Annotated in this window: 18 protein-coding genes and 1 riboswitch; of the genes, 10 read left to right on the forward strand and 8 right to left on the reverse strand. The window is 55.0% G+C overall.

Going from position 1 to position 18237, the window contains the following annotated elements; translation table 11 throughout:
- Positions 1–10: 10 nt before the first annotated feature.
- Positions 11–2179: a cyanophycin synthetase gene (cphA, locus tag H7U06_RS01920; RefSeq protein WP_175624535.1), complete on the reverse strand. Its 2169-nt coding sequence runs from the start codon at positions 2177–2179 to the stop codon at positions 11–13.
- Between the two features lie 304 nt (positions 2180–2483).
- On the opposite strand from cphA, the gene H7U06_RS01925 reads away from it, so the two are divergent.
- From H7U06_RS01925 to H7U06_RS01935, 3 genes are read left to right on the forward strand one after another with little or no spacing between them, the layout of a single operon-like run.
- Positions 2484–4664 carry an ABC transporter ATP-binding protein gene (locus H7U06_RS01925; protein WP_370458599.1) on the forward strand — a complete coding sequence of 727 codons (2181 nt, stop codon included), beginning with the start codon at positions 2484–2486 and terminating at the stop codon, positions 4662–4664.
- Complete coding sequence (locus tag H7U06_RS01930; RefSeq protein WP_175624537.1) at positions 4661–5125, forward strand: DUF1854 domain-containing protein; 465 nt, start codon at positions 4661–4663, stop codon at positions 5123–5125. The genes H7U06_RS01925 and H7U06_RS01930 overlap by 4 nt, the downstream gene beginning before the upstream one ends.
- 48 nt (positions 5126–5173) lie before the next feature.
- Positions 5174–6142 (forward strand): nitronate monooxygenase family protein, encoded by a 969-nt coding sequence (locus H7U06_RS01935; protein ID WP_175624538.1) that lies wholly within the window; start codon positions 5174–5176, stop codon positions 6140–6142.
- A gap of 46 nt (positions 6143–6188) precedes the next feature.
- On the opposite strand, the gene H7U06_RS01940 is transcribed toward H7U06_RS01935, so the two are convergent.
- Entirely contained in the window at positions 6189–6764 is a 576-nt protein-coding gene (locus H7U06_RS01940) for a TMEM165/GDT1 family protein (protein ID WP_175624539.1), read from the reverse strand.
- 18 nt (positions 6765–6782) lie between these two features.
- Positions 6783–6951: riboswitch (yybP-ykoY riboswitch) on the reverse strand.
- Positions 6952–7117: 166 nt separating this feature from the next.
- Here H7U06_RS01940 and H7U06_RS01945 point away from each other — a divergent pair.
- Entirely contained in the window at positions 7118–7405 is a 288-nt protein-coding gene (locus H7U06_RS01945) for a hypothetical protein (protein WP_175624540.1), read from the forward strand.
- 7 nt (positions 7406–7412) lie between these two features.
- Here H7U06_RS01945 and H7U06_RS01950 read toward each other — a convergent pair whose 3' ends face one another.
- Positions 7413–8192, reverse strand: coding sequence for a phytanoyl-CoA dioxygenase family protein (locus H7U06_RS01950; RefSeq protein ID WP_254873111.1), 780 nt, complete (start codon positions 8190–8192; stop codon positions 7413–7415).
- A gap of 379 nt (positions 8193–8571) precedes the next feature.
- Positions 8572–9036: a 2,4'-dihydroxyacetophenone dioxygenase family protein gene (locus H7U06_RS01955; protein ID WP_175624542.1), complete on the reverse strand. Its 465-nt coding sequence runs from the start codon at positions 9034–9036 to the stop codon at positions 8572–8574.
- 95 nt (positions 9037–9131) lie between these two features.
- On the opposite strand from H7U06_RS01955, the gene H7U06_RS01960 reads away from it, so the two are divergent.
- The gene (locus H7U06_RS01960) at positions 9132–9650 is read left to right on the forward strand and encodes a glutaredoxin family protein (RefSeq protein WP_175624543.1); all 519 of its coding nucleotides are present in this window, start codon (positions 9132–9134) and stop codon (positions 9648–9650) included.
- 46 nt (positions 9651–9696) lie between these two features.
- A complete protein-coding gene (locus H7U06_RS01965) occupies positions 9697–10530 on the forward strand; it encodes an aldo/keto reductase (protein WP_175624544.1) in 834 nt (277 codons plus the stop codon).
- Between the two features lie 43 nt (positions 10531–10573).
- Here H7U06_RS01965 and H7U06_RS01970 read toward each other — a convergent pair whose 3' ends face one another.
- Positions 10574–11170, reverse strand: a complete 597-nt coding sequence (locus tag H7U06_RS01970; protein ID WP_175624545.1) for a YigZ family protein — start codon at positions 11168–11170, stop codon at positions 10574–10576.
- Between the two features lie 305 nt (positions 11171–11475).
- Here H7U06_RS01970 and H7U06_RS01975 point away from each other — a divergent pair, with 305 nt between their 5' ends.
- Complete coding sequence (locus H7U06_RS01975) at positions 11476–13179, forward strand: methyl-accepting chemotaxis protein (protein WP_175624546.1); 1704 nt, start codon at positions 11476–11478, stop codon at positions 13177–13179.
- 60 nt (positions 13180–13239) lie between these two features.
- Here H7U06_RS01975 and H7U06_RS01980 read toward each other — a convergent pair whose 3' ends face one another.
- Positions 13240–13881, reverse strand: a complete 642-nt coding sequence (locus H7U06_RS01980; RefSeq protein WP_175624547.1) for an NrsF family protein — start codon at positions 13879–13881, stop codon at positions 13240–13242.
- Positions 13878–14459, reverse strand: coding sequence for a sigma-70 family RNA polymerase sigma factor (locus H7U06_RS01985; RefSeq protein ID WP_175624548.1), 582 nt, complete (start codon positions 14457–14459; stop codon positions 13878–13880). The genes H7U06_RS01980 and H7U06_RS01985 overlap by 4 nt, the downstream gene beginning before the upstream one ends.
- 225 nt (positions 14460–14684) lie before the next feature.
- Here H7U06_RS01985 and H7U06_RS01990 point away from each other — a divergent pair, with 225 nt between their 5' ends.
- The 3 genes from H7U06_RS01990 (at position 14685) to H7U06_RS02000 (ending at position 16412) form a co-directional block, all read left to right on the forward strand.
- Positions 14685–15275, forward strand: a complete 591-nt coding sequence (locus H7U06_RS01990; protein ID WP_175624549.1) for a cytochrome b/b6 domain-containing protein — start codon at positions 14685–14687, stop codon at positions 15273–15275.
- Between the two features lie 42 nt (positions 15276–15317).
- Positions 15318–16070 (forward strand): molybdopterin-dependent oxidoreductase, encoded by a 753-nt coding sequence (locus tag H7U06_RS01995; RefSeq protein ID WP_370458600.1) that lies wholly within the window; start codon positions 15318–15320, stop codon positions 16068–16070.
- Positions 16071–16133: 63 nt separating this feature from the next.
- Positions 16134–16412, forward strand: coding sequence for a pentapeptide MXKDX repeat protein (locus tag H7U06_RS02000; protein WP_175624550.1), 279 nt, complete (start codon positions 16134–16136; stop codon positions 16410–16412).
- An 88-nt stretch (positions 16413–16500) separates the two neighbouring features.
- Here the strand turns inward: H7U06_RS02000 and ettA are convergent, their stop codons facing one another.
- Positions 16501–18168 carry an energy-dependent translational throttle protein EttA gene (ettA, locus tag H7U06_RS02005; RefSeq protein WP_175624551.1) on the reverse strand — a complete coding sequence of 556 codons (1668 nt, stop codon included), beginning with the start codon at positions 18166–18168 and terminating at the stop codon, positions 16501–16503.
- Between the last annotated feature and the right edge of the window lie 69 nt (positions 18169–18237).

Raw genomic sequence — 18237 nt, forward strand, 5'->3', positions numbered from 1 at the left:
CTCATGATTTTTAGGCCGTGACGTTAGCATCTGTTGATTCAAATGTTTCTATCCCGGCACGCATCAAATCGGGGCTGATGCCCAAGGCCCACGCTGCTGCAATTGCTGCCAGACTGTTTTCAATGCTGAGGTCGGCACGTTCCTGCGCTGCGCTGACGACAACTTCTTCCTTGCCACTTGCCAGTACGATGTTGCCGTCGCGTACATGTACGCTGCGGCCGCCTTCGGCCTGGTGCGCAACGATGACGGGTGTCGACGCTGCAGCAGCAAAGAAAATCACGCTGCCATCGCACAGCGCAGCAAATTCAGCTACGCGCGCATCGGCGGCATTGAGTACGGCAACGCCATCAGGCAATACGATGTCGACCTGGGTACGTGCAACCTTGGTCATTTGATCGGCGTCTTCTATATAGAACTCAGGCAGCTTGTCATCCGGGTCGATATTCGTGACCACGCCAACCTGGCACCAATCATAGGCCAGGCCTTCGGACAAGATGGCTTTGCTGCTGTTTTCAAATACTGCGGCTTCAACCATGCGGTTGAGCAAGACCTGGCGGGTTGCGTGCCAGTTGTCGCTTTTCTTTTGCTGTACATGACGCTGATGCAGGAACAAGCCGTCGCGGCAAGCCAGGCCGACGTATTTACCTTGCAAGTGCAGCAGCCATGCGATCAGGCGCGAAACCACGGTGGTGCCGTTCGAGCCGGTAACGCCGACGATAGGAATGCGGCCGTTTTGATCTTCGGCAAACAGATGGTCGACGATCGCGCGTCCGACCGGACGGGCCGGGCCGTCGGCTGGTTTCAGATGCATCAGCAAACCAGGACCAGCGTTGACTTCAACGATGGCGCCGCCTTGTTCTTCCAGCGGACGGGAAATATCTTCTGCCACCAGGTCGACGCCAGCAATGTCGAGGCCAACGATGCGTGCAGCCAGCGAAGCAGCAGCGGCAACGCTAGGGTGAACCTGATCGGTCACGTCAAAGGCGACGTTGCCATTGCGTTGTACCAGGATGGTCTCGCCGGCGGTCGGGATGGATTCGGTGGTGTAACCCTGGCGTGCCAGCTCCAGCAGCACGACGCGTGGATCATCCGCTTCATCGATCAGGATCAGGTTGAGCGGGCAATCTTCACTGCTGCCGCGACGTGGATCGCTGTTGAGCTGGCTATTGATCAGTTCGGAAATGGTCGAGACGCCGTCGGAAACGATGGAAGCCTCTTCGCCGCGTGCAGCAGCGACCAGGCGGCCACCGATAATCAGCAGGCGGTGCTCGTTGCCGCGCACGAAGCGCTCAACGATGACATCACTGCTTTCCTGTTCGGCCAGCAGGAACGCCGCTTCGATATCTTTTTGATTGTTCAGGTTGGTCGAGACACCACGGCCGTGATTGCCGTCCAGCGGTTTGACGACAACCGGCAAGCCTATGCTTTCAGCAGCATCCCAGGCATCGGCCACGCTGTTGACGATGCGGCCTTCCGGCACGGGTACGCCACAGGATTGCAGCAAGGTCTTTGTTAATTCTTTGTCACTGGAAATGGTTTCCGCGATGGCGCTGGTCTGGTCAGTCTCTGCGGTCCAGATGCGGCGTTGGCGCGCACCGTAACCCAGTTGCACCAGATTGCCTTCGTTCAGGCGCATCGATGGGATGCGCCTATCGGTCGCGGCATCGACGATACAGCCGGTGCTTGGTCCGAGGGCAACGGATTCCAGGATCTCGCGCAGATTGTCGACGGTGGCTTTGACGTCAAACGGTTTGTCCTGGATCGCGGCCATGACCAGATCGCGGGCGGCAACGAGTGCGGCGCGGCTGACTTCTTCATGACGGGCGCGAACGACGACTTTGTATACACCGCGTTTCGAGGTTTCACGTGCTTTGCCGAAGCCGCTTTGCATGCCAGCCAGGTTTTGCAGTTCTATCATCACGTGTTCCATGATGTGACCTGGCCAGGTGCCTTCACGCAAGCGCATCAGGAAACCGCCGTGTACACCGACGCCGCAATGATGTTCGACCAGGCTAGGCAACCAGGCGGTCAGCCGCTCATAGAAGCCGGGGATGGTGTTGGAAGGAAAATCTTCCAGTTCGCCAATATCAACCCATGCCTCCAGCACTGGACGATAAGTCCAGATATTTGGTCCGCGTAAACTTAGCACATCGATAATATCGATGGTTTTGTTGTTCATTTGTAATGGAAAGTATGTAGGGGAAAAGCCAAAACTTGGTGGCTAAAATAGCTGTAACGCGCTCGCGGTTTTTTGGTTTACTTATTTAGTGATTATATTTTTCATGAGATCGAATACGACAAACAAGTCGGGTTCGTTTGGATATACTGGCCGCCAATCTGAGACAAAACCATATATTCTGGTCGCAAGTACACGAATATTCGTTCTTTACGGAAACCCTTCCAGCTTGATGAAAACCGCCTCTTCACCTTTATTGACAGCAAAAAATGCCGTCCCTGCAGCATGGCAGGATGTCAACGCCCGCTTGAGCAAGGATGAAATCATACTCGCTCACCTCGAGCTTGATCTTGATTTAAGTCTACATTTCGTTACTGGCATTGTAATTCTTACAAATTTACAACTGTTGGCGCGCACGCATGCTGAGGCAGATTGGCAAGTCTGGCCTTTGCGCGCCGATATGGCGTTGAAACACTACGATCACGCCGGTGTCGGCAGTCTGGAATTGCACGATGCAAATGCGCGGCTAGCGCTCTGGCGCTATACGCTGGCGCAGAATCCGCAGGCCTTGCACCTGATTACCGAGTTTGAACAACAGCGTCATGCGATCGCAACCGGTGTTGCACAGGTCCGGCCGGAAGCTGAAGAAGCAGCAGATGATGAGGATGGCGAGGACGGCAATGCAGCGGAAGAGCAACCGCCATCGACCGCTTCGCTGTTCCGTCTGTGGCGTTTCGCCAAACCGTATCGCGGTCAATTATTGCTGGGTTTTATCCTGACGCTGGCGTCGACCGCAGCTACCTTGGTGCCGCCTTACATGACCATGCCGTTGATGGATAACGTCCTGATCCCATATCAAAACGGCGTGCCTATCGATAAAGGCCTGGTCGCGCTTTACCTCGGTGGCTTGTTTGGTTCAGCCTTGTTTGCCTGGGGTTTGGGCTGGGCGCGTACCTACATCCTGGCACTGGTCAGTGAGCGCATAGGCGCGGATTTGCGTACCACCACTTATGAGCATTTGCTGCGTCTGTCGCTCGAATACTTTGGCGGTAAACGTACCGGTGACCTGATGACACGTATCGGCTCCGAAACCGATCGTATCTGCGTGTTCCTGTCCCTGCATTTGCTGGATTTTTTCACCGACGTTCTCATGATCATGATGACGGCGGCTATCCTGATTTCGATCAATCCGTGGCTGGCGCTGGTGACACTGCTGCCGCTGCCTTTCATCGCCTGGATGATCCACGTCGTGCGCGACAAACTGCGTAACGGCTTTGAAAAAGTGGATCGCATCTGGTCGCAGGTGACCAACGTATTGGCCGACACCATACCGGGCATACGCGTGGTAAAAGCATTCGCACAGGAAAAACGCGAAGCCGCACGTTTCCGTGAAGCGAATAATCACAATCTGGTAGTCAATGATCGTGTCAATAAAGTCTGGTCACTGTTTTCGCCTACGGTTACTTTCCTGACTGAAATCGGTTTGCTGGTGGTGTGGGCGCTGGGTATCTGGCAAGTGTCGCAAGGCATGATTACGGTCGGTGTGTTGACCGCTTTCCTTGCCTACATCAGCCGCTTCTACACCCGACTCGATTCGATGAGCCGCATCGTTTCCGTCACACAAAAAGCGGCAACCGGTGCCAAGCGTATTTTCGATATCCTGGATCATGTTTCCAGCGTGCCGGAAGCAACGAATCCGGTGCATCTGGATAAAGTGCAGGGCAAAATCACCATCAACAATATCGGTTTCCGTTACGGTAATCGCGCGGTGATACGCGGTCTCGACCTGACCATCAATCCGGGTGAAATGATCGGGCTGGTGGGTCATAGCGGTTCCGGCAAAAGCACGCTGGTTAACCTGATTTGTCGTTTCTACGATGTATCCGCCGGTGCGATCATGGTCGATGGCGTCGATGTGCGCTCGATACCTATCCCTGAATACCGCCGCAACATCGGCTTGGTGTTGCAGGAACCGTTCCTCTTCTTCGGTACCATCGCAGACAACATCGCTTACGGTAAACCGGATGCCAGCCGCGCAGAGATCATCGCAGCGGCGCGCGCCGCGCATGCGCATGAATTCATCCTGCGCCTGCCGCATGGTTACGACTCCATGGTCGGCGAGCGCGGACAAACCTTGTCCGGCGGTGAGCGTCAACGTATCTCGATTGCACGTGCTTTGCTGATCGATCCGCACATCCTGATTCTCGATGAAGCAACCTCGTCAGTTGATACCACCACCGAACGTGAAATTCAAAAAGCGCTCGACAATCTGGTGCGTGGCCGTACCACCATCGCGATCGCGCATCGCTTGTCCACACTGCGTCGCGCTGATCGCATCGTCGTGATGGATAGAGGCCAGATCGTTGAAGTCGGTTCGCATGATGAACTATTGCAACGTGAAGGCGCGTACTACAAGCTGTATCAGGCGCAACAGCGCCAGGCGGAAGATATGCTGGAAGATGGAATCAAAGTCGGGGAGGTCGCATGAGCAACTTTCAATTAACGCGCAACGCTTTCGGCAAACTGATTTATTCGGCACCGGGCGAAGAAGCGCAGGAAGGTGTCGTGCCCGTACGTTCTTTCCCTATTGCCGCGCCGGATATAGGTATCGCCATCGTCAGTCCTGATGGCCATGAATTGGTGTGGATAGAAAAGCTTAGTGATTTGCCGGAAGCCACGCGCCTCTTGCTGGAAGAAGAATTGGCGAGCCGTGAATTCCTGCCCGAGATCAAACAGATCAAACGCGTCTCCGTATTCGCATCGCCCAGTACCTGGACGCTGGCGACCAATCGCGGCGACGCGACGCTGGTACTCAAGGGTGAAGAAGATATCCGTCGCATTGGTGACTCGGCACTGCTGATTGCAGATACGCACGGGATACAATTCCTGATCCGTGATTTGAATAAACTGGATAAGACCAGCCGTAAATTGCTCGACAGATTCTTATAATCTGATGCACGTCTGCATGGCGTGCATCACTGCTGAGGAGAAATGTTGATGTCTGATCGCCTGCCAGCAGTACTGCAAAACCTGGCCATCCCCGTCATCGGTGCGCCTATGTTCATCGCCAGTGGTCCGGCGCTGGTCAAGGCGCAATGCAAGGCAGGTATCGTCGGCGCTTTCCCCGCATTGAACGCCCGCCCGGCAGAGTTGCTGGATGCCTGGCTGACCGACATCCAGTCCGAGCTGGCAGACTACAAAGCGGCACATCCTGATGCCATCGTCGGCCCGATTGCCGTCAATCAAATCGTGCATCAATCGAATGACCGCCTCGCGCATGACGTCGAGGTGTGCGTCAAGCATCGCGTACCCATCATCATTTCATCGTTGCGCGCACCGCCCAAGGAAATGATGGATGCCATCCATAGCTATGGCGGCATCGTGCTGCATGATGTGATCTCGATACGCCACGCACAAAAAGCATTGGAAGCGGGCGTCGATGGCCTGATCCTGGTGGCGGCTGGTGCCGGTGGTCATGCCGGTACGCTGTCGCCGTTTGTGCTGGTCGGCGAGGTGCGTAAATTCTTCCAGGGGCCGATCGCCTTGTCCGGTGCAATCTCGACCGGCGATGCAGTCCTGGCAGCGCAAGCCATGGGAGCAGACTTTGCATACATGGGCACGCGCTGGCTGGCGACCAAGGAATCGAATGTCGATGATGCCTACCGCGACGCCATCGTGACATCTGCGGCGGCGGATGTGATCTATAGCAATTTGTTTACGGGTGTTCATGGCAATTACCTGAAAAAATCCATCATCAATGCCGGACTGGATCCGGACAATTTGCCGCAAGCGGACAAGACCGTAATGAATTTCGGTTCCGGCAGCGGCAGCAAGATCAAAGCCTGGCGTGATATCTGGGGTGCAGGGCAGGGCGTCGGACTGATAGACGATGTGCCGCAAGTGGAAGAAGTGGTACAGCGCCTGATAGCCGAATACGCAGCGGCAAAGAAACGACTGCATATATAAAAAAAGCCCTCAGAAGAATGAGGGCTTTTCAATTTGCATCAGAGGTTTACATGCCGAAGCGTGCTCCTGCACCAAGCAGGGTAGCGACACCCAGTATGGCAAAAATGGCAGCGGCGATCCGGTGCACCAGCTTCACCGGCATGCGGTCGGCAATCTTGTCACCGAAGTAAACCGCAGGCGCATTTGCCAGCATCATGCCGAAAGTCGTACCGGCCACCACCCACACAAAGGAGTGGAATTGCGCAGCCAGTGCGACGGTGGCGACTTGTGTCTTATCACCCATCTCTGCGAGGAAGAAAGCGATCAGGGTGGTCATGAACACGCCGTACTTCGCCAGTTTGGTATCGTCTTCATCGAGTTTGTCGGGGATCAGGGTCCAGCCCGCCATCAGGATGAAAGACACGCCCAATACCCAGCGTAATACTTCCGGTCCCATCATGGTGGTAATCCAGGTACCAATCGCAGCGGCGAACGCATGATTAGCGATGGTCGCGACGAAAATCGCCAGCACGATAGGTAATGGTCTGCGGAATTTTGCTGCGAGGAGGAAGGCGAGTAGTTGCGTTTTGTCGCCGACTTCAGCGAGGGCAACGATGCCGGTAGAAACGAAGAATGCTTCCATGAGGGGTATAACTTTCTCGGGCCGGACGAATAACCAAAGACCAAACAACGACCCCGGCCCATGCGGTCGTAATTTGATCAATGGTCTCGCCAAGTCTTGCGACTATCTGCACCATGGCATGCGTGCCAAGAGTGTTGATGCAGATTCCTTTGTTGCCAAAGGCCGGCTACTCCCCAATGTTCAGGCGCAATGATAGCAGAATTGTGCAGTGCGGGTTTGCACTTTTGCCGTGGCGCATGCCTATTTGTCATTGTTAGGGAATTAACACGTGGCTTAAGGTTCCTACCCTGGTGACAGATGAAAACCAGACTGCAAGACGGCAATCATTGTCGGGCAGCAACCAAGGAGGAATGATGAGCAAGCACGTTACCGTCAATACCAGGCGCCCGGTGAAGACCACCGGACAAGAGCAGACCGAGTTGAAGTTGCCGCATGAAACCGATGAGTCACCCGATGAGCATGCGCTCAAGCCGCGCGATGTCATGCATCAGGCATACAAGGATATCGAGCAGGGGCAAATGGATACCGACCGCAGGGGCATGCCCGGCGTCGAAGAAGTGCAGCGCAAGCGGCCCGGGCAATCGGTGCAGGAAGATATCCCGGCATCGTCACGGATGCCGCCCAGCACACCTAAGAAATAATGCTTAGTTAATCACGCACCGGAACGCTGCCTGCTATCGACGAACGGCTGCCCGGTACTGCCTGGTTGCTCGCGCCGTGATAGGCAAACGCGACCGAAGTCTTGACCGTCGGCGTGGTGTTGACACCTGCTGCATGGAATAGCTTGCTGTGGAAAAACACCACATCGCCCTGATGCAGGTCGACCGGCTGGCCTTGTGCAAACAAGGCTGCATTTGGCGCATGATCAGGACGCAGGAAGTCGAGGTCGTCCAGCTGCTCGCGTGTAATGTCGAGCCTGTGCGAACCGGGGATGAACTTGAGGCCACCGTTGCTTGCCATTTCATCGCCGAGCGCCAGCCACACGCAGATCAGGTCAGGTTGGGTAAACGACCAGTAGCGTATATCGCGATGCCAGCCGGTCGCCGTGCCAAATTGTGGATGCTTGGTCATCACGGAATTGTGATGTGCCAGCGTCAGGTAAACCTCTTCGTCGAATAGTTGTTTGAGCTTGTCAACGATGCGCGGATCACGTGCCCAGTCATGAAAACACGGGTCGCGATGATAAGCGCCACGCAAGCGGCGTACGGTGCGGCCACCTTCGGCATCCAGTGATGCCGGTGCGCCCGGATAGCCGAGCTCGGCTTCATACTCCAATGGTTGTTGCGCGGCTTGCAACTGCGCTTTGGCTACCGCCAGCATGTGCTCGCATGCCGCCGGTTCCAGCAACTTTCGGAAAACCAGATAACCATCTTGTTCAAATTGCGCAATCTGCTGGTCGGAAAGTATCGTGGAAAGTGCCGTGTCCATTGGTGTAATGTGCTCCTTGCTCATTTTTATTGTGGATGATGATGCAGTGTAGCGCTTTGCCGCTTAGCTTGCAGGTGGGCAAATGACGTAGATCAAAAATGCTGCAAATTTAGTTAGAACTCATTTCACCAATATCCGCGAGTGCGAACGCGGCTATTTGGGAGGTAGTGCAAGGCGTGTCGCGCAGCCAAGGGTGGTCCCTTGGCAAGCGGCGCAACGCAGCAATACGCCCAAATAGCCCGTTCCCTTCGGGTTCTTACCAAAAACGTCGCTGGCCGCGTTGTGCTCCTTGCGCATAGGCTACTATGCGACGCGTCGCACGCCTTGCCAGCACCGCTTTTGGTAAGAACGCATCTCACGGATATTGGTGAAATGAGTTCTATACACTGGGTTGGTAGTTGTTGCCTGCAGCATTCCATTTTTCGACATGCCACTTCCAGTTGATGCGACCAATGACATTACCATCTGCATCCAGGCCTTCGACTGGTCCGTGGAATACGGCAAACATCACGCCGCCATTCGGGCTGACCGGCTGGTGGATCGCGCCTTCGTTTTCCCACAGGTAGCAACCGGCGTTGAACGGGCGCTCGGGTTCGTCGTGATAATAGAAACCACCTTCGATCATATAGCCTTCGACCGCACCGACGTGCCTGTGTATAGGCGCAACCGCACCGGCTTCGAATCGGATCAGCAGTGTGAAGTGACCGGTGGTGGCATTCGCATGCAGCAATTTGAAATGTGCGCCCGGCATCGCCCATGGCAGCCATTGCATATCCTGCGGGTGGCAGGTGAACAAAGTGTCGGCGGGGTTAGCCTGATTCGACTGATTCGGTTTGTTACTCATCGCATTCTTTACCAATTGCAGTTAGAACGCATCTCACGGATATTGATGAAATGAGTTCTACGTATAATGAAAACTTCTTAATAATCTCTGCCCTCATGACCCGCATCTGTCCGAAGTGCTCTTATGCACGCAAGCCCAGTGATGAAGCCCCGGAATGGCAATGCCCGTCTTGCCAGCTTGCCTATAACAAGGCATCCGGCGAGCCTGTGGTTTCCAGCCGCTATGGTACGCCTGCTGCAAAAAATCGGAGTGCTTCGTCGGGTTTGCTGAAATGGAGCGGGGCATTGGGTGTGTTGGGCCTGGCATTATTCCTCGGTAAACCACTGTGGTCTGGTCAGCAGACACAGCCTGCAGTTGCATCCGGTGTGCAGCCACAGGTGACATTGTATGCCACCGAGTGGTGTGGCTATTGTGCTGCCACCCGTAAACTGTTTGAAGAACAAGGCATTGTCTACACCGAACTCGATATAGAAAAAACCACTGTCGGTTATGAAGGCTTTAAAAAACTGGGCGGCAATGGCGTACCGGTTGTCGTGATCGGTGACAAGGTCATCCATGGCTATGACGAACGGGCGTTACAAAAGAACCTGACGCCCTGGTTCAAGAAATCTTGATAGTACGCACGCACATTCTGCGTGCTCAATAATCTGAAAGGTGCATATGCGCAAAACAAAACTTCCATCCGGTCTGGCCGTACCTGTGCTCGGACAAGGTACCTGGTATATGGGCGATGAAGCACATCGTCGCGCGGATGAAATCGCCAGCCTGCGACTCGGGCTGGATCTCGGCATGACATTGATCGACACCGCTGAAATGTATGGCGACGGCGCATCGGAAAAACTGGTTGGTGAAGCAATCGCAGGGCGTCGTGATGAAGTCTTCTTGGTCAGCAAAGTCTTGCCCAGCAACGCATCGCGCAGCGGCACCATTGCCGCGTGTGAACGCAGCCTGCGTCGCCTCGGCACCGATTGTATCGATCTGTATCTGTTGCACTGGCGCGGTCGTACGCCGTTCGCGGAAACCATTGCAGCATTTGAAGCACTGCAGGACGCGGGCAAAATCCGTTACTGGGGCGTCAGCAATATGGATGTTGATGACATGCGTGAAATTGCGCGTGCACCTGGCGGTGACGCAATGGCGACCAACCAGGTTTTATACAACCTGACACGCCGCGGTATTGAATATGATTTGCTGCCGCAGGCGCAGGATAGCGGTTTACCGTTGATGGCTTATTCGCCGATAGAGCAGGGTCGCCTGACCGATTATCCGGAAGTGCAGGACATAGCAGACCGACACGGCGTGACTCCGGCGCAGGTGGCACTGGCCTGGGTATTGCGCCAGGAAGGTGTGATCGCGATTCCGAAAGCATCGACTCCTGAGCACGTACGGGAAAACCGCGCTGCACTCGATCTGCAATTGACGGCGGAAGATCTGGAGGAATTGGATGATATGTTCCCGCCGCCGGATGGCCCAGAACCGCTGGAAATGATTTGATGGTGCGGGTGTATGGTGACGCAAGTCGCGTCGCCATGCGCTGTTAGTTCTCTTGCTGCTCGCTTAAATCGTCGAGTGCACCACGCAGCAAATCGAAAGCAGCCTGCTGGAATTCTTCAGCCTGGCTGCATTTCATCTTCAGGCGCAGGGTGACCGCATCACCGTACTGCGCATCGATCACGCTGACTCTCTGCTGTTCGCAATAACGACGAAACGTCGATTCATCGGCGAACTGCAAGGCATAGCGCCGTTCACACATGGGCTCGACCGGGATCAGTTCGGCATTCTTGACGGCTTCCGAGATCGCCTGCCCGTAAGCACGCGTCAAGCCTCCGGCACCCAGCTTCATGCCACCCCAGTAGCGGACCACCACGGCCAACACATTGAAGACATCCTTGTGTACCAGCACGTTGTACATAGGCCGCGCCGCGGTACCGGATGGCTCGCCATCATCATCCAGGCCGGAATCGCCATCGCACATCAGTACCCAGCAAAAATGCACCGCATTCGGATGGGCCGCACGCAGCTCGACCAGTTTGACGCGCGCCTCCGCCCGCGTTGTCAACGGGTAGAGCAGGCCGATGAAGCGGCTTTTTTTGATTTCTATTTCGGCGGTGGCCGGTCCGACTAGCTGGTACATGGTTAGGTCAAAAACAGCAGAACAGCGATGATAAGCGACTAAGCACGAAAGCGCCTAACCCCCAATGCCAGCGCGATGTTTTCAGCTGTTATCCCATATCTATGGGATGGGCGATGTTGCTCTGCGGATATAACATCAATTCGTCGGGAGTCGTTGATACAGACGATTTCCTGCTTCGCCGCGGCGCGCAAGCCACTTCCCGACTCAAGAAATTCCCCCTAAAGCATTGCTGGCCAGACTGCCCCTCTCTACATCAGACGGAGGCGGCTGGCGTTCCTGTTCAATTTATCGAAAGTTGTTTCATTATGAAAAATCTGAAAATCGGTCAGCGTCTGACACTGAGTTTCGGTGCCGTAGTTGCGGTACTTATTATCCTGGCAGCCATTGCCTACACCCGCCTGGACAAACTGGATGCCGCGATCAGCGTAGTCAGCAATGATCGTTATCCCAAGACCGTCAATGCCCACATCATCAAGGACACCTTGAATGAAACGGCGCGCAATATGCGCAACGCCTTGTTGATGACAGATGCAAACCAGATCAAGGGCGAGCTCGATACCATCGCCAAGGGTTCGGTTACCATCAGCGCTGCGCTCGATAAGCTGGATCAGACCATCAAAAGTGAAAAAGGGCGTACCTACGTCAAAGCGCTGACTGATGCGCGCGGCCGCTTCACCCCGGCCAAAGATAAATTTGTCTCGCTGATAGAACAAGGCATGCGTGCAGAGGCGCAGATATTGTTGTTCGCCGAAGTGCGTCCGGCACAACTGGAATACATGGCCGGGCTGGACCGGCTGGTTGACTATCAAAGCACGCTGATGCACAAGTCGGGAGAAGATGCGCATGATGTGTCCGAAAGTGCGCAGCAGCTGGTCGCCATACTGTCCGTGATTGCCGTCCTCATCAGCGCTTTCCTCGGTTTCCTCGCGACGCGCAGCATTACCCGTCCATTGAGTGAAGCCGTCGGTCTGGCGCGTAAAGTGGCGGATGGCGACCTGACCGGCACCATAGTCGTGAAATCCAAGGATGAAACCGGCCAGCTGCTGCAAGCCTTGCAGGATATGAACAACGGTCTGGTACGTATAGTCACGCAGGTACGCATGGGTACCGATACTATCGCCACCGCATCCAGCCAGATCGCGACCGGCAACCTGGATTTGTCGTCCCGCACCGAAGAACAGGCCAGTTCGCTGGAAGAAACCGCATCGTCGATGGAAGAGCTGACGTCGACCGTCAAGCAAAATGCCGACAATGCACGCCAATCGAATCAACTGGCCATGACGGCATCCGAAGTCGCAGTGCGTGGTGGCGCAGTGGTGTCGCAAGTGGTGGAAACCATGGGTTCCATCAATGATTCGGCTAATAAAATCGTCGACATCATAGGCGTGATCGATGGTATTGCCTTTCAGACCAATATCCTGGCCTTGAATGCAGCAGTAGAAGCTGCGCGTGCCGGTGAGCAGGGTCGTGGCTTCGCGGTGGTGGCATCGGAGGTGCGTAACCTGGCACAACGTTCGGCCAGTGCAGCAAAAGAAATCAAAACCCTGATCGATGATTCAGTGGAAAAAGTGGGTGCTGGCTCGCGCCTCGTCAATGAAGCGGGCGTCACGATGGGTGAAGTTGTTGAAAGCGTAAGACGTGTGACCGACATCATGAGCGAAATCACTGCAGCCAGCCAGGAGCAGACGGACGGCATAGAGCAAATCAATCAGGCCGTGATGCAAATGGATCAGGTCACCCAGCAAAATGCGGCGCTGGTGGAAGAAGCTGCTGCTGCTGCGGAATCCTTGCAAGACCAGGCCAGCAATTTGTCGCAAGTGGTCAGCGTATTCAAACTGGATGCGAACGCGGTGGCATTGTCACCGGCGAGCAAGAAAGCAGTTGCGACCAGGACCGCCGCCAGCAAGCCAGTCGCACCAGCTGTGCGTACAGCGAATACGGATAAGCAAATAGTGCGTCAGCGTGCCACTGTAGTAGCCGGTGACGGCGATGAATGGGAGCAGTTTTGACGTGTATGCAGTTGAATCAAGAAAACCAGTCCGGGGACTGGTTTTTTTTCGTCTGCAAAATCACCAACGCAAAACACGCGGCCCTAGCCATGCACCTATAACGCTGGGGATCAGGATGCCGATCAGATACCAGAAGCCGATAAACGGCGCGGCAATTTCCGGGCAGTGGAAGGAATACACCAGGGTCGCGGCAGTACCAGCTGCAAAGCCTGCCCCCGCACCTGCCAGACGCAGGCGGGTAGGTGCCAGCTCCCGCATCACTTTCAGCAACGCGACAAAAATGGGCAAGGACAGGATAGCGATCAGCCACGAACAGTAGTGCCAGGTATCACCCCAGAACAAATATGCGCGCTCATCCGGTGCCGCATTCATCATGCTCGTCGCGGCAATCAGCCAGATCAGCACTATCGGTGTCGCAATGACAAACGGTAAAGCGCGGGTACGCGCGCCTGGTGCCGACAGACGGGTGACGGCCAGCCAGCCACAGGCGACCAGCGCCAGCACGAAAATCATTTTGATCCAGAACGCAGGCAGCATGGCCAGTTCGGCCATATTCGGACGCAGGCCGAGGAAGGCCAGCATCAGGACGATGCTCAGCAACAGGCCGCCAGCGATCAGCGCGGCAAAATACCGCAGCGGCAGCTTCGGTGCTGCGATGTCTGGCCCGCTCGCCAGCATATTGATCAAGTCATCTGTTTTCATGATATTTCCTGCAATTTGAGCGCCAGTGCTTTCAGGCCGCGATGTACGGCGACCTTGACCGAGGCTTCGGATATATTCATTGTTGTTGCCGTTTCGCGCACCGACCAGCCGTCCAGCTTGGTATGTACGATGGCGGCACGTTGCTGTTCCGGCAGCAACTCCAGCAGTTTTCCCAGGTCACGCTGCGCTTCATGCGCATCGCCGTCCGCAGTTGTGAACAATTCATTTTCATCATCCAGCGGATCATTTAGTGTTTCGCGTCGCGCATGGCGGCGTAACCAGTCGATCAGCTTGTACTTCGCTATTGCATAGACCCAGGCGGTCAACGGTGCATCTACGTCATACGTCGCACGCTGGTTATGTATCGCCAATAGTGACTCCTGTACCAGGTCTTCCACTTCGTCCGGCCAGCGGCTGAGGCGGCGGCGTAAAAAGGCGCGCAAATGCGTAGCCGTGAGTTGCAGGAAGTTACGGTAGGCGATCTGGTCCCCAGCGAGCCCCTGCACCAATAGCGCATGCAAGCGTAATTCGCTTAATTCGTTGCGATCAGGCTTCTCTCTATTAGGTATTCGTTGCATCAGGGCTTTCGGTAACACGATGTGCAAAATAAATTTCGCAAAGAACAGATTTAATTCATTTTTCTTGTAACCAAATTCGGTTTCAGTGCGAACTACCTTTTACATCATCACTGTAATGGGTAGTCCCATGAAACCGTTAATTCTGACCGCTGTAAGCGCGCTGGTAGAACTTTACACCAGAGCAAGCACCATGCGTTACCTGCCTGCGCAAAGACGGGGCGCGTGATGGCCAGCCCGATCATACATCCGGCCTGGCTGCGTACCGCGCACTGGATTAATGCGATCGCGGTTCTGTTACTGATTACCAGTGGCTGGCGCATTTATAACGCGTCGCCGTTTTTCGATTTCTCGTTTCCGCCCGAGCTGACGCTGGGTGGCTGGCTGGGTGGTGCCTTGCAATGGCACTTCTTCGCGATGTGGCTGCTATTCATCAACGGCATCTTCTATCTCGCGATCAATCTGTTTTCAGGTCGCTTGCATCGTCAGTTCTTCCCGATTTCGCCACGTGCATTTCTGCAGGACATGGCCGCAGCCCTGAAAGGCAAGCTGGCGCACGCCGATCCACGCAAGTACAACACCGTGCAAAAAGCAGCCTATCTGTTTGTGATTGCCGATTTGATCCTGATTGTTTTGTCAGGCCTGGTGTTGTGGAAGTCGGTGCAATTCCCATTGCTGCGCGAATTACTGGGTGGTTATGAAGCTGCGCGTCGCGTGCATTTCTTTGCGATGTCTGCACTGGTTGGCTTTGTCGCCGTGCATCTGGTGATGGTGGCACTGGTGCCGCGCACGCTGGTGGCGATGATACGTGGCCGATAGAAGGATCAGGGGATGAATATGTTGAAGAAGAAATCGATAGTGATGCCATCCAATGCTGAGGCCATGCTGGCAGATGCGATACGCAAGGTGCAGCAGCCATCGCGCCGTGCTTTCCTGCAGCGCACGCTGACGCTGGGTGGACTGTCCTTGCTGACCGGCTGCTCTATCAGCGATGACAGCAGTGTGGAACAGGCTCTGACCAAGGTGTCGCAGTTTAATGACAAGGCGCAGGCACTGATTTTTGATCCGAATCGTCTGGCACCGACTTATCCCGATTCCATGATCACGCGACCGTTCCCATTCAATGCTTACTACGGTGTAGACGAGGTAAGACAAGTGGATGGTGACGCCTGGCGGCTCGAACTGAGTGGACTGATAGCCAATCGCGCGCCGTGGAGCCTGGCACAACTGCAACGCTTGCCGCACAGCGATCAGGTCACGCGCCATATCTGCGTGGAAGGCTGGAGCGCGATAGGCAAATGGGGTGGCGTGCCGTTTTCATACTTCCTGCGCCGCATTGGTGCCGACCTGAGCGCGAAGTACGTCGGCTTCAAATGTGCCGATGATTACTACACCAGCATCGATATGCCGACCGCGCTGCATCCGCAAACCTTGATGGCGTTGACCTACGACGGCAAGACCTTGCCGCCTGAATACGGCTATCCGATGAAGCTGCGCATGCCGACCAAGCTAGGCTACAAGAATCCGAAACACATACAGGCAATTTACGTCACGAATACGTATCCAGGGGGCTATTGGGAAGACCAGGGATACAACTGGTTCGGTGGCAGCTGATAACAGCCGCCCTGAAGTTTTACACGCGCAGTTCTCTTTTTAATCACTCAAAGGAAATACATCATGAAAACAATTACTACTGCAGTTCTGTCCGCTTGCCTGTTGATGTCCGGTGCCGTATTTGCACAGGACGCAATGAAGAAGGATGGGATGGCGCACGACGGCATGGCGAAAGACAGCATGTCCAAGGATGCGATGAAAAAGGATCACATGGGCAAGGACGGTATGGCCAAGGATGGCATGAAGAAAGACTCCATGAAAAAAGACCACATGGGTAAAGATGCTATGAAGAAAGACGGCATGGGCAAGGATGCCATGTCCAAGGATGAAATGAAGAAGTAATCATGTCCCATGCGCTTGCCGCTTGAGCGTCAAGTGCATGAGCATGTTGCAACGGGCGCGATGGCACAGCATCACGTCCGTTTTATGCTTAGGTGGTCAGGGGTTTGTAGCGGATACGCTTAGGTTTCGCGCCTTCTTCACCCAGGCGTTTACGCTTGTCAGCTTCGTATTCCTGATAGTTGCCGTCAAAGAAGGTGACTTGCGAATTGCCTTCGAATGCCAGGATATGGGTCGCGATACGATCGAGGAACCAGCGATCATGGGAGATCACCAATACGCTGCCGGCGAATTCCAGCAAGGCGTCTTCCAGCGCACGCAGGGTTTCCACGTCCAGATCGTTGGACGGTTCATCCAGCAGCAATACGTTGCCGCCCATCAGCAGGGTTTTGGCCAGATGCAGGCGGCCGCGTTCACCACCGGACAGGTTGCCGACGATTTTTTGCTGATCGCCGCCTTTGAAGTTGAAACGACCGAGGTAGGCACGCGACGGCATTTCAAAACGACCGACGGTCAGGATGTCGGCACCGCCGGTAACGTCTTCAAATACGGTCTTGCCATCATTCAGCGTATCGCGCGACTGATCGACGATAGAGACTTTGGCGGTGGTGCCGATCACGACTTCGCCGCTATCCGGTTGTTCCTTGCCAGTGATCATTTTGAACAGCGTCGACTTACCGGCACCGTTAGGGCCGATAATGCCGACGATCGCACCAGGTGGAATGCGGAAGCTCAGGTTATCGATTAGCAGGCGATCACCGAATGCCTTGGAGACATTCTTGAATTCGATCACTTCATTACCGAGGCGTTCAGCGACCGGAATGAAGATCTCCTGTGTTTCATTACGCTTTTGGTATTCGTGTTCGGACAACTCATTGAAGCGGGCCAGACGTGCTTTCGATTTAGCCTGACGACCTTTCGGATTCTGGCGTACCCATTCCAATTCCTTGGCAATGGTTTTCTGGCGCGACGATTCGGATGCTTCTTCCTGCTTCAGGCGCTCGCCTTTTTGTTCCAGCCACGAGCTGTAGTTGCCTTTCCAAGGAATGCCATGGCCGCGATCCAGCTCCAGTATCCATTCGGCCGCATTATCGAGGAAGTAGCGATCATGGGTAATCGCGACGACGGTGCCCGGGAAGCGTTGCAGGAATTGTTCGAGCCAGTCCACTGATTCAGCGTCCAGATGGTTGGTTGGTTCGTCGAGCAGCAGCATGTCGGGTTTGGACAGCAGCAAACGGCACAGAGCAACGCGCCGTTTTTCACCGCCGGACAGGACACCGATTTTGGCGTCCCATGGTGGCAGGCGCAATGCATCGGCGGCCATTTCCAGTTGTTGTTCCGGATTGTCGCCAGCGGAGGTGGAGATGATGGCTTCCAGCCGTGCCTGTTCGGTAGCGAGGGCGTCGAAGTCAGCATCCGGATCGGCATAGGCAGCATACACTTCTTCCAGTTTGGCCTTGGCTTCGAACACTTCACCGAGTCCACCTTCTACTGCCTGGCGCACGGTTTGTTCCGGATCGAGTTGTGGTTCCTGTGGCAGGTAGCCAATGTTGAGGTTAGGTGCCGGGCGTGCTTCACCGATGATATCGGTATCGATGCCAGCCATGATTTTCAGCAGCGTTGATTTACCGGAGCCGTTCAGGCCCAGTACGCCGATTTTTGCGCCGGGGAAGAAGGACAGCGAGATATCTTTCAGGATCTGACGTTTCGGTGGGACGATCTTGCCCACGCGGTTCATGGTGTAGACGTAATTTGCCATTGTTATTTCTAGATGAGGTTGCTTGTCTAAGAGGTGGGTGCAAGGATAACCGATGCGGCGCGCGAGGGT

The organism is Herminiimonas sp. Marseille-P9896 (assembly GCF_903993245.1).
Classification (GTDB): domain Bacteria; phylum Pseudomonadota; class Gammaproteobacteria; order Burkholderiales; family Burkholderiaceae_D; genus Oxalicibacterium; species Oxalicibacterium contaminans.

Bases quoted from the DNA above. Each gene is read 5' to 3' on its own strand.
- cphA (WP_175624535.1), bottom strand. From the start codon at position 2,179: ATGAACAACAAAACCATCGATATTATCGATGTGCTAAGTTTACGCGGA.
- H7U06_RS01930 (WP_175624537.1), top strand. From the start codon at position 4,661: ATGAGCAACTTTCAATTAACGCGCAACGCTTTCGGCAAACTGATTTAT.
- H7U06_RS01935 (WP_175624538.1), top strand. From the start codon at position 5,174: ATGTCTGATCGCCTGCCAGCAGTACTGCAAAACCTGGCCATCCCCGTC.
- H7U06_RS01940 (WP_175624539.1), bottom strand. From the start codon at position 6,764: ATGGAAGCATTCTTCGTTTCTACCGGCATCGTTGCCCTCGCTGAAGTC.
- H7U06_RS01945 (WP_175624540.1), top strand. From the start codon at position 7,118: ATGAGCAAGCACGTTACCGTCAATACCAGGCGCCCGGTGAAGACCACC.
- H7U06_RS01950 (WP_254873111.1), bottom strand. From the start codon at position 8,192: ATGGACACGGCACTTTCCACGATACTTTCCGACCAGCAGATTGCGCAA.
- H7U06_RS01955 (WP_175624542.1), bottom strand. From the start codon at position 9,036: ATGAGTAACAAACCGAATCAGTCGAATCAGGCTAACCCCGCCGACACT.
- H7U06_RS01960 (WP_175624543.1), top strand. From the start codon at position 9,132: ATGACCCGCATCTGTCCGAAGTGCTCTTATGCACGCAAGCCCAGTGAT.
- H7U06_RS01965 (WP_175624544.1), top strand. From the start codon at position 9,697: ATGCGCAAAACAAAACTTCCATCCGGTCTGGCCGTACCTGTGCTCGGA.
- H7U06_RS01970 (WP_175624545.1), bottom strand. From the start codon at position 11,170: ATGTACCAGCTAGTCGGACCGGCCACCGCCGAAATAGAAATCAAAAAA.
- H7U06_RS01975 (WP_175624546.1), top strand. From the start codon at position 11,476: ATGAAAAATCTGAAAATCGGTCAGCGTCTGACACTGAGTTTCGGTGCC.
- H7U06_RS01980 (WP_175624547.1), bottom strand. From the start codon at position 13,881: ATGAAAACAGATGACTTGATCAATATGCTGGCGAGCGGGCCAGACATC.
- H7U06_RS01985 (WP_175624548.1), bottom strand. From the start codon at position 14,459: ATGCAACGAATACCTAATAGAGAGAAGCCTGATCGCAACGAATTAAGC.
- H7U06_RS01990 (WP_175624549.1), top strand. From the start codon at position 14,685: ATGGCCAGCCCGATCATACATCCGGCCTGGCTGCGTACCGCGCACTGG.
- H7U06_RS01995 (WP_370458600.1), top strand. From the start codon at position 15,318: ATGCCATCCAATGCTGAGGCCATGCTGGCAGATGCGATACGCAAGGTG.
- H7U06_RS02000 (WP_175624550.1), top strand. From the start codon at position 16,134: ATGAAAACAATTACTACTGCAGTTCTGTCCGCTTGCCTGTTGATGTCC.
- ettA (WP_175624551.1), bottom strand. From the start codon at position 18,168: ATGGCAAATTACGTCTACACCATGAACCGCGTGGGCAAGATCGTCCCA.